We start from the raw sequence: 13,956 nt of genomic DNA, 5'->3' as shown, positions 1-13,956 counted from the left end.
GAGGATAGATTATGTAAAATAAAGAAGAAAACAATGGTGGAGGAGAAGTGGTGACTCCGTATTTCAATGCAGGAACTGCCTGAAGAAAGGAGGCCCGAGCCGGGTTGGAGGAGTGTGAAATGGAAGGGCTGTCACTTTTTCTCCGGACGGTCCATAGGGATTCCCCATTTCTCCGAAATCAGTTTTTTGTGAAACTCGACTTTTTTCTTGAAGCGTTCAATGTCCCGGACTTCCATGGGAGACCAGCCAGCCTCAACAGTTGCAAGGCAACGCGGATAGGCCTGGTAGAACACGCGGTGATATCCGGCATGCGTTCGCTCCAGAGGCAGCATTCCACTCCACGGACTCGCTTCAATTCATCCGGAGACAATCCCTTGCCCGGATCAAGAGAATAGGCATTTTCGAGCGTATTGACGGGCATCCAGCCGGTATCGGGCTGTCCTGACGGCCAGTCTCCCGGCAGCTGGGGATAGTCGAGGTAGCAAATGCCATTGGGGGCATAGATTACATCCACGTTCGTACCGGATGTTTTGGCTACGTCCCTGGCATTATGGTGGCGCCAGACAGTTGCTATGGAACCGTCGGGGTACTTACCTGCGGGTTCATACCAGAAGACGGCCCGTTTGCCTCTCTTGGCAATCAAAGCGTTCATTTTATTGAAGAAACTGAACATCTGCTGGCTGACTTCCTTGTTGATGTCTGTCTGCTTGAGAGAATCCGCCTGGGAAACGGGTGAAGGTGAAGCGCTTGTCTTCTTTTTCCCTCCAGTATTGCTGATTCCCTCCCTGGCCCGGAATTCGGCGCACCTGGGGCACTTTTTCCAATTATCTTCGGGTGCTTCATCTCCGCCGAGATGCACATATTGGGAGGGGAAGATGTCGGCGAGTTCCTTGAAGACAGCATCGTAGAATTTCAGTACGTCCGGGTTGCCCGGGCAAACCAGTGTCTTGGAAATGCCCGCATCGGTTCTCACCTTGAGATTCGGGTCGGGGAAGCACTGGAAGTCTCGATAAGCCGTACAAAGTGCCTGGTTGTGTCCGGGAAGGTCGATTTCAGGAATAATCTCAATGCTTCTCTCTGCAGCATATTTGACCAGATCCTTCAGCTCCTGCTTGGTGTACATGCCTCCATGCGGGATCTTGTTGCCGAAGGTTTCTTCACGCACCGATGCCACTTCCTTCAATTTGGGATATCCCGGAACCGGAAGCCGCCAGCCCTGGTCGTCCGTCAGATGGAAATGGAGTTTATTAAACTTGTAGTCGGCCATGACATCAATGAATTTTTTGACGTCGGCGACAGGAACAAAGTGGCGTGCCGAATCAAGCATCATGCTGCGCCATGCGAAGCGCGGCTTGTCTTCGATCACCCCGCAGGGGATTTTCTTTCCCTTATATTGAGACTCCAGCTGCTCCAGCGTTTTCCGGGCATAGAACAATCCTGACTTATCCCCGGCATCAATGGCAACACCTCGCGGAGTAACCGTCAGTCGATAGCCTTCCGCTCCCAGTGATTCATCTTTTTTTGTCTTTAGGACAACGGGTTTGGAGCAAATCCCCTGTGACATGCGCACCACGGCAGGTTCGGGAATAACCATATATGGACGTTCATCGAAGCCGGGAGCCGCCATCAATACGCCAGAAAAAAGGACGAGCAAGGGAATTGCAAAAAATTTCATGATTCTACTCTAATTTTTCTTGCTCATGGATGCAATCAAATAACATTTTCATGCGGCTGAACGGCCACGACATCTTCCCGTGCCGGAATACCGGCACGGGGTGAAATGTCTGTTACGATGCGCCCTTCCGAGGAGGCGGCTTATTCCGGGATGATGTTCAGTTCCGCAATCGCGGCCCAGGGTTGTCCGTCGTGGACGGGTTTGATGGCATCCAGCCTGAAATAGCGGGCTTCTTCCACACGGGGGAGGATTACCTGCTGCGGAGCCCGCCTGTTTTTGTAGGGAAGCGATCCCGTCATGACTTTCCTCCAGTTAGCTCCGTCGTCGGAGACGTAGAAGCTGAAGTTTTGGACGAGTCCGTTGTCCATATCGGCTCGGGGAGTCAGCGTGAATCCTTTGAAGCGTTCCTTGCGGCCCATATCCACGGCGATGGAGTGGGGATATCCCGGCTGTCCGTTGGTGTAGGACGTGTGCCAGAACGTGTTGGGTTTGCCGTCGATGGCATGCTGGGCTACGCCTTCACCGGGTTCTTCTGATGAGACTTGCTGGATTTTCCAACCTGTCCGGATGACTTCGCGATTGAATGTTCGCGTGGAAGCCGGGGAAAGCCCTTCAATTTTGCCGTGTGCCGCCTTGGCGGTTACCGTGCCCTGTTCCAGAGGGAAGGGCTGGGTGTAGGTTTGCTCGGGGCCGTTGTCGATGGAATAGGTCATGGTGGCTTCCGGGGTGGATGATTCCAGAGAAACAAGTCCCGATGAATCGCGTGATATGACGGGCGGGTTGACGGCTCCTCCCATTTGAGACAGGAACGTATCCAGTCGGGCACGATCAGGGGCGAGGATGAAACCGAACGCTGTCGGTTTGCTGAATGTCTGGTATTCCATGAGCGGACGCGGACCGCAGGATGCTCCGCCGAGCCCCATCTGGAAGGCATCGAGATTGACGATGACTTTGTCCTTGGGCGGCAATTTGTCCAATGCCTGTGCGGCATTGAGTTCCTGTGCCGTGTAGTAGGAGACGGAAGCTTCCATAGGGTTCTTGGGCGATGCTGCGCCGATGACTAGTCCGGGAGTTTGACCGTTTCCGATGGAGAGCCATTCGACGCCGGTTCTGTTCCCCATTTCCTGCGGACGGGAATAGGCGAAGAACATATCGTCTACCGATTTGGTGAAGGTGTCTCTCCATGTAGATGTTTTGCGGTCTCTGTAGTTGTCCCACGGGCCGAGGCCGAGGTAGGAAACGGTGTCGTAGGAGGCCGGTGCCCCGAAGGAGAAGCCCAGGCGGGGCAGTTCTTCGCCGTCAGCAGAGGGATAGATTTGTGCGGATACGTCGATGACGCCGGAACTCAGCACATTCCAGACCATCCGGTAAGTGAAGGAAGGATTGCTGTTGACAGTCTTCATGTCGGAAATGACCTGGATGAGCTGGGGGTTCACCTGTTTCATTTCCGTTTTGATACATTCGCTCTTGAGATTGGCGAGTTTGCCCCTGTTCCATTTACCGTCTATCCATTTGTCGTTGTCGACCGGAGCGCGATAGGCCTGAAGGGCGATGGGATATCCCGGCAGGATCATGTCGCGTCCGGCATAGGAAAGCCCGGAGAGCATGCCGTCCTTGAATACTGCCTTGAAATTCTTCCCCGTGACTGTGCCTTCGTCCGGGTTGAATGTCAGCGTGTCCTGTTTGCCGGCCTTGACGGCAGGGACGGGTTTGCGGGCTTCTCCGGCAAAATACTGGTAGGCTTCGCTCTTGTTGACGGCGGTTTCAATCTGGGACGGAGTCAGATCTGCCGATTGCCCGAATGGTTGATCCTTCCCGGCGATTCGGCGTACGGCCTTCTTCGGAGAGGGTGAAGTGGCGGCCAGTTCCGGAAGAATGGGTTTTTCAGACAGCAGAGCCAGGAAGGGATACTTCTGGCCGTTCGCTGCCGTCAGGAAGGAGGGAAGTTCCAGCGTGGCGGAGGCTCCGGACTGCATCTCCGGCAGCATGAATTGGATGGCATTCTTCCCTGTGCCGCGCAATTCCGGAACGATGATTGTCAGGACGGCATCCTTGAGGTTCTTGTGGAAGTATTTGTTGGTGATAGTCAAGCTGTTGCCTTCTGTTCGGAATCCGGCGTACTGGTACACGTGCTTGACTTCCTTGAGCTTGGCCGTGGCGCTACGGTCGCCGAGGATGACCCCGTTATCACAGAAATTACCGTCGTTCGGTTTGTCGCCGAACATTCCTCCGTAGGCAAGCGTTTTGCTTTTGAATGGTGCCGGGTGATAGATACCGTCCTTGTCCCGCCTGGCATGGAGGGATTGGTCGACAAAGTCCCAGATGCAGCCGCCGATCATGCGGGGAGACGCTTCGAAGGCGTCCATATATTCCTTGAAATTACCGAGGGCATTGCCCATGGCGTGGGCGTATTCGCAGACGAAAAAGGGGCGGTTGGTCTGTTCTTTACCCCAGCCGACGACGCGGTCGACGGTCGGGTACATAATGGAGTCCATATCGACGGCAGGTTCTCCATGCCGGAATTCGCAGTAGTGCAGCTTGCGGCTGTTGTCGTAATCGCGTGCGGCTTTGGCGGCAGCCTTGTAATTGTTGCCGCCTCCGGCCTCGTTGCCCATCGACCAGAAAACGATGGAGGGGTGGTTTTTGTCGCGGTGCACCATGTTCATGACGCGTTCCACAATCGGTTTTTCCCAGGCCGGCTTGTTGGAAATGGACTGGTCTCCGTGGGACTCGTTGTTGGCCTCGTCCATGACGTAGATGCCGTAGCGGTCGCACAATTCGTAAAGGTACGGTTGATTGGGATAGTGAGACGTACGGATGGTGTTGATGTTGTTTTCCTTGATGATGCGGATGTCCTGTTCGGTGACGGAACGTGGGATGGCCCGCCCGTAGTCGGGGTGGGTTTCGTGCCTGTTGACACCTTTGAACTTGACCGGCTTGCCGTTGATGAGAACAGCTCCGTTTTCTGCAGTTTCCACGGATCGAAACCCGATGTTGACTGAACGGGGATCTTGACCGTTGACGGAATAGGTAGCTGTGTAGAGATTGGGGGTTTCCGCTGACCAGGCATTGACACCGGGGTATTCCTTGTTGAATGTGATGGTGACTTCCTTGCCGGCGGGAATTGCCGGAAGCGTGATGGATTCCGAGCCCAGATCCTGATTATTGACCGTTTTGATTGTTCGCGTCCCATGAGGGCCATCCCAGCTCATACTTGTGTTTAACCCGGTGAGAGAGAAGGAGAATTTGCCTCCAGCGGGGATATTCTGGTCACTGGAATTACGGACAGTGACGCTTGTTTCCAGCGTACCGGTGGTGTAGTCCGGAGACTTCAGCCCGGTTTTGAAAAAAACATCGCGAACGTGGACCTGGGGTTGAGCGAAAAGGGTAACGTCGCGGAAAATGCCGGAGAGGCGCATGAAGTCCTGGTCTTCCAGATAGGAACCGTCGCTCCAGCGGTACACTTCCACGGCGATGGTATTTTTGCCCGGTACAACATAGGGAGTGATATCGAATTCCCCTCCCGTATAGGAATCCTGGGAATACCCGACTTTCCTCCCATTGACCCAGACGTAGAAGGCAGACTCGACGCCGTCAAAACGCACCATGACACGGTCATTTTTCCAGGAGGCCGGAAGGTTGAAATCGCGACGGTAGGAACCGACGGAATTACGTTCCTTGTAGGCGGTCCAATCTTTTGGCGGTTCACCCATCACGCGGGGAGCATCCGATTTGAAGGGATAGCGGACATTGGTGTAGAGGGCGGATCCATAGCCGGCAAGTTGCCAGTTGGAGGGCACTTGCAGATCGGCCCATGATCCTACGTCGAAGCCGGTTTCGTAGAAGTGGACCGGACGTTCGTCGGGCGTCATGGAAAATTGAAACTTCCACTTGCCGTTTAGGGACTTGGTTTTATCGGCGCGGGGGAGGGAGTAGGAGCGCGGCTGTTCCTTGTTGATGCCGGTCACGGCAGCATTTTCCCAATCGGGCACGGAGGCCATGGCCGTGGCTGAGAACAGGACGCATATCAGAGACGGAGCAATCCAGCCGGGATGCGTGGCGGAGGGAGAAGTGAAGTTTTGCATGAGGGGACAATGTGGGGATTATTGTTGAGTGAGGATTTTTTTGACGGTAGGCAGGAGGGAGGATGCCCAGATCTGGTAGCCTTTTTCCGTGGGGTGGAGTTGGTCTCTGGTAACGCCGGGCAGGAACTGTCCGTGCGGATCCAGGAATTTTTTGTTGATATCGACAAAGTGCATTCGCGGAAGACGTGTTGCTGCCAGAATTTTGTTGATTTTATCGTTATGGATACGCATGGGATCTTGCGGCGTAGCTCCTCGCGGGAAAATGGCCAAGAGGACGACTTGAGTATCCGGATAACGGAGCAGGAGCCTTTGGACGACGGTCAAAACGCCTATGGCCGTTTTTTCCGGAGCTTCGCCACATTTGTAATGTCCAGTATTGTTGGTGCCGATCATGACGACGCATACTTTGGGATCACTCAATGTCGGCAGTTTGGAGTCATCAATGCGCCAGATCAGGTTTCCCGTCTTGTCTCCGGAAATTCCGAAGTTGAGAGCCTTGAGCGGCACCCAGGCAGAGTCCCATACTTTTTTCCCGGTCGTTGCCCAGTAGTCGGTGATAGAGTCCCCTAGGAACAGAATGTCGCAGGGCTGTTCCTTCAAGGCTTTGACTTGGTCTTCATACCTGTTTTTCCACCAGGCTTGCTGGCTCTTGGTTTCGGGATCAATGGGCGATGCCTGGGCGGTTGCTACGGACAGAGAACATCCCAGAAACAGGACGGCAGACAGAATAAATTTTCTCATAGGATGGAATTGAATTGGAATATTTCAGTACACAGAATACGGAGGAGAAAAGGTTCTTCTTGCGAAAACGATCGCCTTTTTCGCTTTTTCCCAGGTAATTGCGAGAAAAAAAGCGGTTGTTTTGCGGATGGATATATTATATCGTTCATTTAACGTCCCAATTGTTCCCATGAAATGGTCTCTTTTTATTGGTTCGTTCTTGACGGCTTTGGCCGCTCAAGGAATGACCTTGTCCAACTGGATTTTTACGAAAACATCTCCTGATGATCCCCAGGCAGAATGGAAACAGGTTACTGTGCCCCACTGCTGGAACGCTCAGGATGCCCAGAAGGGCGGAGGAAAGGAGAACAACAAAGATTTCGGCTATTACCGTGGGCCTGGCACGTACCGCATCAAATTGCCGGATACTGCCCGATTTGACGGGAAGCGCGTTTTTGTCAGGTTCGGTGCTGTTTCCAACTTTGCGGAGGTCTATCTCAACGGCGAGAAGCTGGCAGAGCACAAAGGAGCTTTTACTTCATTTGGGACAGAGTTGACGGGGAAACTCAAGCCCGGTGCCGGTAATGTGCTGGAAGTACGGGCGGATAACTCGCTACGACGGGAGATTTTGCCGATCAGCGGCGATTTTCCGGTCTACGGAGGCATGTACCGCAATGTGGAGTTGATCGAACGCGATCCTGTCTGTATTTCCCCGATTGCCAATGGTACAGACGGAGTCAGGATCACCCAGCACAATGTCTCCAACGAGTCTGCCGATCTTGGCGTGTCTGTGACGGTGGATAGTGCCCTGCCGGACGGAGGAGAGGGAACTTTGGAAATAGCTTTGTACGATGCTCAAGGAAAATCCATACTGAAGGCAAGTAAACCCATCCGCCTGACTCCGGGGGAAAGCGAGCATCAAGTCGACATGACGGTGCCCTCCCCTCATCTTTGGCAGGGTCGGGAAGATCCCTATTTGTACAAGCTGGATGTCCGTCTTTCCTCCGGTGACAACAGTACCCTCCTCAGTTATCCCATCGGGTTCCGCTCTGTCTCTTTTGATCCGGACAAGGGGTTTTCTTTGAATGGGAAAGCGCTGAAAATCAAAGGTGTCTGCCGTCATCAGGACTGGGAGGGCAAAGGGTGGGCTTTGACGGAAAAGGAACACAGACGCGATCTGGATCTCATTCTGGAAATGGGAGCCAACGCCATTCGCCTGGCCCACTATCCTCATGATCCGAAGTTAATTGCCATGTGCGATGCCGAAGGCGTGATCCTTTGGGAGGAAATTCCCTTTGTCGATTCCGTTGGCAAGCCGAAAGACCCTGCGGTTGAGGAGACGACCAAGCAGCAGCTCATGGAGATGATCCGCCAGCTCGGCAACCATTCTTCGATTGTCGTCTGGGGATTGAGCAATGAACTGCTCCATCGCAGTACGGATGATCCCCTGCCTCTTCTTCGCGAATTGAATGCTCTTGCCCACAAGGAAGATCCGTATCGCAAGACGGTTGTGGCCGTTAACAGGCCGGGCAACAAGGATCTCTGCTCTATTGCCGATCTGCTGGCTCTGAATACCTATCCCGGATGGTATGGCGGGGGGCCGGAAGGCATGGGTGGAGCGATCGATTCATTGCATAAAAGCTATCCCAATACACCTGTCGCTATCAGCGAATATGGTAGCGGCGCCTCCATCAAGCATCATGACCGCAACATTTCCAAGGCTCCCAAGGCCGGAGGCAAATGGCATCCGGAGGAGTGGCAGTCCCGTTCTCATGAAATCCTCTGGGACAAGATTGCTTCCAGGGAAACGACTTGGGGAACTTTCCTTTGGAACATGTTTGACTTTGCAAGTGTCTGGCGTGACGAGGGGGACCGCCCCGGTATTAATGACAAGGGGCTGGTGACATTTGATCGCAAGGTTCCCAAGGATGCTTTCTACTTCTACAAGGCCAATTGGCGGGATGACATCCCCGTCCTTCATCTTCAGGAGAAGCGTGCAACTCCCACTTCTGATGAAAAAGTGGCCATCCGTTTCTATTCCAACATGAAAAACAACAAGGTTTTCCTCAATGAAAAGGAAGTTCCCGGTGTTTCCTCTTACTGCCGTAACGGTTTCGCCACTCCTCCCGTTGCTCTCAAACGTGGAAGGAACGTGGTGAAGGTCATCTCGAAAGATGACAAGGGCCAGCTCCACAGGGATGAAGCCGAATGGATATACCAGCCTGATTCGAAAGGAAACAATGACGGAGATGTGAAAAAATGAAGATGAATTTTGGTATTCAGATGGTGATTTTGCTGCTGCTGTCGTTCCAGGCGATGGCTGCGGGGCCCAATTTCGTGGTTATCATGGCGGATGACCTTGGATATGGCGATTTGGGTTGCACGGGATCCCGGCAAATCCCGACTCCCCATATCGATTCCCTGGCGCGTGACGGTGTCTTTTGCTCCCGGGCTTACGTAACGGCTCCGATGTGCGCTCCGTCCCGTATGGGCATGTTGACGGGAAGGTTTCCCAAAAGGTTCGGTATTACAACCAATCCGAACGTCAAGATGAATTATCTGGCCGATTCTCATTATGGATTGCCGAAGTCGGAGAAGTGCTTCCCGGAATATCTCCGGCCTCTCGGCTACGCTTGTGCCGTGATCGGCAAATGGCATTTGGGACATGCTGAAGGACAGACGCCGGTGGATCGCGGGTTTGATACCTGGTGGGGGTTTCTGGGAGGTTCCCGTCATTATTTTCCTCAGAAAAAAGAGGTTGGAGGATTAAATCCGTCGGCAATTGTTTCGAATGTCTCGAGCGATACGCAGGTTCGTTATTTGACGGACGATATTGCCCGCGAAAGTATCCGGTTTATCGAAAAACACAAAAACCGGGACAATCCCTTTTTCCTGTTTGTTTCCTTCAATGCTCCCCATACGCCCTACGAGGCGAAGCGCGAGGATTTGGAGGTGGTTCGAGGGATATCCGATCCTGTTCGCCGGAAGTATGCCGCCGTTGTTCATGGGATGGACAAGGCGGTAGGCAGAATTCTGAAAGCTTTGGACGAAGCGGGAAAATCGCGCGATACCATGGTGGTTTTTTTATCCGACAATGGGGGGGCTCCCGATGGCCCTGCGTGTAACGCACCGTTCAAAGGGGAAAAGAGACTTCATTATGAAGGCGGAGTGCGAGTGCCCATGATTATCCGTTTTCCGAACGATGAACGTGTCCGTCCGGGATTTGTGTGTGGCCAGGTGATATCGACAGTGGATTTTTTGCCAACCTTGCTCAAATTGAATGGCGTTGCCATCCCGGAAGGACTGGACGGACAGGATATGATGCCCATGCTGAAATCAGCTGATAGTAAAATTTCCAGAACTCTTTACTGGTGTACGGATTATACGTCCGCTATTCTCCGTGGCAACCTCAAATACCTGCTTGTCCCGAACCGTCTTCCGGAGTTGTATGATATTGATCAGGACAGGACGGAGATGAAAAATCTGTTTCCGGCATGCCTCCGAAATGCGGCGCCGCTGGCCGATAAACTGGGCTCATACTTGATGACGACTCCTCCATGCCGTTATCCCGATGCCGTCAGTTGGTCCGCCAGTCTCATGAAGCAGTATGACAAGGCCAAACCGGGGCGTCAGCCTGAATGATAGAACCGGGCGCAGGGGAATCCCTGTCAACACAAGCGGTCAATATCCGCAAGCAGCTCCAGGACGTCTTCCTCGCGGGTAGCCCAGCTTGTACAGAACCGGACGGTACTGTGTGCGGCATCCTCGCGGCGTAGATAGGCGAATCCGTACTTCTTTCGCAGTTCATCAAGAACTTCATCCGGCATCGTGATAAATTGTTGGTTCGTACCGCTGGAGACGGGAATCGGCAATCCCTTGGCACGGCAGGCATCGCGGATCATGACGGCGAGGCGATTGGCGTGTGTTGCCAGGCGGAAGTAAAGTCCGTCGCGGAAAAGCTCCAGAAACTGGATGCCGAGCAATCTGCCTTTGGCGAGCCTTCCTCCCTTTTGCTTGATGATATAGCGAAAGTCGGTTTTGAGATCATCGTTGCGCAGGATGAGCGCTTCTCCGAATAAGGCGCCGACCTTCGTGCCGCCGATGTAGAAGGCATCGCAGAGTGAAGCGATCATGGGAAGATCCAGGTCGGAGTCTTTGTCGCAGAGGCCATACCCCAGTCGGGCTCCGTCGATGTACAGATAGAGGTTTCGGTAGCGGCACATATCCGAAATTTCCTGCAATTCCCGGCGGGAATAAATGGTACCCAACTCGGTCGGGAAGGAAATATAAACCATCTTGGGTTGGGGCATATGCTCGTGGGTTTCGTCGTCCCAGTGGGCATGCCAGGCCTCGTCGATTTGTTGTGCCGTCAGCTTGCCGTCCGGGGATGGGATCCCGTAGACTTTGTGACCACATGATTCCACGGCTCCCGATTCATGGACATTGATATGCCCGGAATCCGAGCATAGGACGCATTGGTGGGGACGCAGTGCTGCCGCGATTGTCGTGAAGTTGGTCTGGGTGCCTCCGACGAGGAAATGGATGTCCAGATCGTCTCTGTGGCAGAGAGTGGCGATCAGGTCGCGTGCTTTTTCGCAATAGGGGTCTTCTCCATACCCGGCAGTTTGCTCCATGTTCGTTTCTGCCAGCTTGCGGAGGATGTCCGCATGGGCGCCTTCACTGTAGTCACAGTTGAATAGAATCATTGTCTTTTGCCTTCGTTCTTAAAAACGCGGGAACCATAATCCTGCCTGCTGTCCGAGTAAAGGAATATGCCCGATGTAAAAACGCCGCCAATCCGGAGATTCGGACAGGCGGCGTTGGATGATGATGGAGAACCGGGTGCTTAGTAACGGTAGAATTCGGGCTTGTAAGGGCCCTCTACCTTGACACCGATGTAATCGGCTTGTTCCTGGGAGAGCGTCGTCAGTTTACAACCGATTTTTTCAAGGTGCAGACGGGCGACTTCTTCATCAAGCAACTTGGGTAGGACTTCAACAGAGACGGAACGGTTTTCACGGTTTTTCCAGAGATCAATCTGGGCGAGAACCTGATTGGTGAAGCTGTTGGACATCACGAAACTGGGATGGCCGGTGGCGCAACCGAGGTTGACGAGACGACCTTCGGCCAGCAGATAGATGGAATGTCCGTCCGGGAAGGTGAACCGGTCGACTTGAGGCTTGATATTGAGTTTTTGAATGCCGGGGAACCCTTCCAGTTTGGCGACTTCGATTTCATTGTCGAAGTGTCCGATATTGCAGACGATGGCCTGGTCTTTCATCTTTGCCATGTGCTCAATACGGATAATGTGGCAGTTGCCCGTGGTTGTGACATAGAGATCGGCCCATCCCAGGGTGTCTTCCACGGTCAGCACGCGGTAGCCTTCCATGGCTGCCTGCAGTGCGCAGATCGGATCCACTTCCGTGACGATGACCTGGGTGCCGAGACCGCGCAAGGCCTGGGCGCATCCCTTGCCGACATCTCCATAACCGCACACGACGGCGACCTTGCCTGCCAGCATGACGTCCGTGGCGCGTTTGATGCCGTCCACGAGGGATTCCCGGCATCCGTACAGGTTGTCGAACTTGGATTTGGTTACCGAGTCGTTGACATTGATGGCGGGGAAGAGAAGCTTGCCGGCGGCATGCATCTGGTACAGGCGGTGAACGCCCGTCGTCGTTTCTTCGGAAACACCTTTGATTTCGGGCATCCACTTGTGGAAAATGCCGGGATGTTCTTGTGCGATGTGCTTGAGGAGGTTTTTGATGACTTCTTCTTCCTTGGATGCCGGGGGGGAGTCGACCCAGCTGCAGCCGTTTTCCATTTCGTAACCCTTGTGCAGGAGAAGAGTTGCGTCTCCCCCGTCATCGACGATCAACTGAGGGCCGAAGCCACCTTCGTGACTGAGAGCCTTCCAGGTACATTCCCAGTATTCTTCCAGGCTCTCTCCCTTCCAGGCGAAGACGGGCGTGCCGTCTGCGGCGATGGCGGCGGCGGCATGGTCTTGCGTGGAGAAGATATTGCAGCTTGCCCAGCGGACGGTTGCTCCGAGGGCGACGAGCGTTTCAATGAGGACGGCCGTCTGGATGGTCATGTGAAGGGAGCCGGTGATACGGACTCCTTTCAGGGGTTGTTCTGCGGCGTATTTTTCTCGGATGGCCATCAGGCCGGGCATTTCGTGTTCGGCGATATCGATTTCCTTACGACCGAAGTCGGCCTGGGTTATGTCGCGGACTTTGTAGGTGTCGGTTTCTGAAAACATGGGCGTTAGAGGATTGAATGGAAAAGTGGATTATCCCAGCAGGGAGCGGAGTTTTGACAGGCGTGCGTCGTCGAGGGTTTCCCACGGGAGGTCTCCCTTGGTGAAATGTCCGTAATGGGTTGTTTGACGGTAAAGCGGGCGGAGCAGATCAAGCTGGCTGATCATATCTGCGGGCTTGAAGGAGAAGACGGTTTCCAGCGCGGTTTCGATAGCTGTTTCGCTGACGCGGCCCGTGCCGAATGTATCGACACGAATGGAAACGGGGGATGGGTAGCCGATGGCATAGGCAACCTGGAGCTCGCAACGGTCGGCGAGTCCGGCTGCGACGACATGCTTGGCGACCCAGCGGCACATATAGGCGGCTGAACGGTCTACTTTCGAAGGATCTTTGCCGGAAAAAGCGCCGCCGCCGTGGCGGCCGAGGCCGCCGTAGGTATCCACGATAATTTTACGGCCGGTCAGTCCGGTGTCGCCATGGGGGCCGCCGATGACGAATTTACCGGTGGGGTTGATGAAATATTCCGTTTGTTCGTCCAGAAGCACTGCCGGCAGAACGTCCCGGATCAGGTCGATGCAATATTTGCGGATCGTGGCATGATCCACGTCTTCCGTATGCTGGGTGGAGATGACAACATTGTTGATGTGGACAGGGTGGCCTTCCTCGTTGTACGCGACTGCTACCTGGGACTTGCAGTCAGGACGCAGCCAGGATACTTCGCCGGATTTGCGCCTGCGGGCCAGTTCGATAAGCAGCTTGTGAGAGAACACGATGGGAGCGGGCAGGAACTCGGGTGTTTCATTTGTCGCATAGCCGAACATGATTCCCTGGTCTCCGGCGCCCTGTTCCGCATGGCCTTTGCCTTCCGCATGGCTGGCATCTACTCCCTGGGCAATGTCCGGGGATTGTTCGGTCAGCATATTCATGAAAAACACCGTATCCGCATTGAACACATCATCGTCTTTCGGACAGCAATAGCCGATCTCCCGAATAGCCTGACGGGCAATCTTTTCTGGATTGATCGCCGCCTTCGTGCTAATTTCACCGGCGACGACAACCATGTTGCTCTTCACAAGCGTCTCGCAGGCCACCCGGCTGTACTTGTCCTGCTCCAGGCAGGCGTCAAGGATGGAGTCCGAAATGTAATCGGCCACCTTGTCCGGATGTCCTTCGCCGACGGATTCCGAGGTAAAAATGTGGGGTGTCTTCATATCGT

8 protein-coding genes are annotated in these 13,956 nt (G+C 54.0%); 2 read left to right on the top strand and 6 right to left on the bottom strand.

The genetic code is table 11. The features are described from left to right. Positions 1 to 178: 178 nt before the first annotated feature. The 3 genes from QET40_RS02645 to QET40_RS02635 form a co-directional block, all read right to left on the bottom strand. Positions 179 to 1,675, bottom strand: a complete 1,497-nt coding sequence (locus QET40_RS02645; protein WP_280125626.1) for a beta-N-acetylhexosaminidase — start codon at positions 1,673 to 1,675, stop codon at positions 179 to 181. 140 nt (positions 1,676 to 1,815) lie between these two features. Beyond that, positions 1,816 to 5,760: a glycoside hydrolase family 2 TIM barrel-domain containing protein gene (locus tag QET40_RS02640; RefSeq protein ID WP_280125625.1), complete on the bottom strand. Its 3,945-nt coding sequence runs from the start codon at positions 5,758 to 5,760 to the stop codon at positions 1,816 to 1,818. A gap of 18 nt (positions 5,761 to 5,778) precedes the next feature. Next, positions 5,779 to 6,501, bottom strand: a complete 723-nt coding sequence (locus QET40_RS02635; RefSeq protein ID WP_280125624.1) for a GDSL-type esterase/lipase family protein — start codon at positions 6,499 to 6,501, stop codon at positions 5,779 to 5,781. A gap of 169 nt (positions 6,502 to 6,670) precedes the next feature. Between QET40_RS02635 and QET40_RS02630 the strand changes: the two genes are divergently transcribed. Beyond that, positions 6,671 to 8,743: a glycoside hydrolase family 2 TIM barrel-domain containing protein gene (locus QET40_RS02630; RefSeq protein WP_280125623.1), complete on the top strand. Its 2,073-nt coding sequence runs from the start codon at positions 6,671 to 6,673 to the stop codon at positions 8,741 to 8,743. Continuing rightward, a complete protein-coding gene (locus tag QET40_RS02625) occupies positions 8,740 to 10,122 on the top strand; it encodes a sulfatase-like hydrolase/transferase (protein ID WP_280125622.1) in 1,383 nt (460 codons plus the stop codon). Before QET40_RS02630 ends, QET40_RS02625 begins: the two co-directional genes overlap by 4 nt. A 26-nt stretch (positions 10,123 to 10,148) precedes the next feature. Here the strand turns inward: QET40_RS02625 and QET40_RS02620 are convergent, their stop codons facing one another. The 3 genes from QET40_RS02620 to metK all read right to left on the bottom strand — a co-directional run bounded on the left by QET40_RS02620 (position 10,149) and on the right by metK (position 13,951). Then, complete coding sequence (locus tag QET40_RS02620) at positions 10,149 to 11,186, bottom strand: low specificity L-threonine aldolase (RefSeq protein ID WP_280125621.1); 1,038 nt, start codon at positions 11,184 to 11,186, stop codon at positions 10,149 to 10,151. Positions 11,187 to 11,326: 140 nt separating this feature from the next. Beyond that, positions 11,327 to 12,742 (bottom strand): adenosylhomocysteinase, encoded by a 1,416-nt coding sequence (ahcY, locus tag QET40_RS02615; protein ID WP_280125620.1) that lies wholly within the window; start codon positions 12,740 to 12,742, stop codon positions 11,327 to 11,329. Positions 12,743 to 12,772: 30 nt separating this feature from the next. After that, complete coding sequence (gene metK, locus QET40_RS02610; RefSeq protein WP_280125619.1) at positions 12,773 to 13,951, bottom strand: methionine adenosyltransferase; 1,179 nt, start codon at positions 13,949 to 13,951, stop codon at positions 12,773 to 12,775. Positions 13,952 to 13,956: the final 5 nt, after the last annotated feature.

Source organism: Akkermansia sp. N21169, assembly GCF_029854675.1.
Lineage (GTDB): Bacteria > Verrucomicrobiota > Verrucomicrobiia > Verrucomicrobiales > Akkermansiaceae > Akkermansia.
Note: the sequence above shows the minus strand (reverse complement) of the source record. Positions and strands in the feature narration are given on the sequence as shown.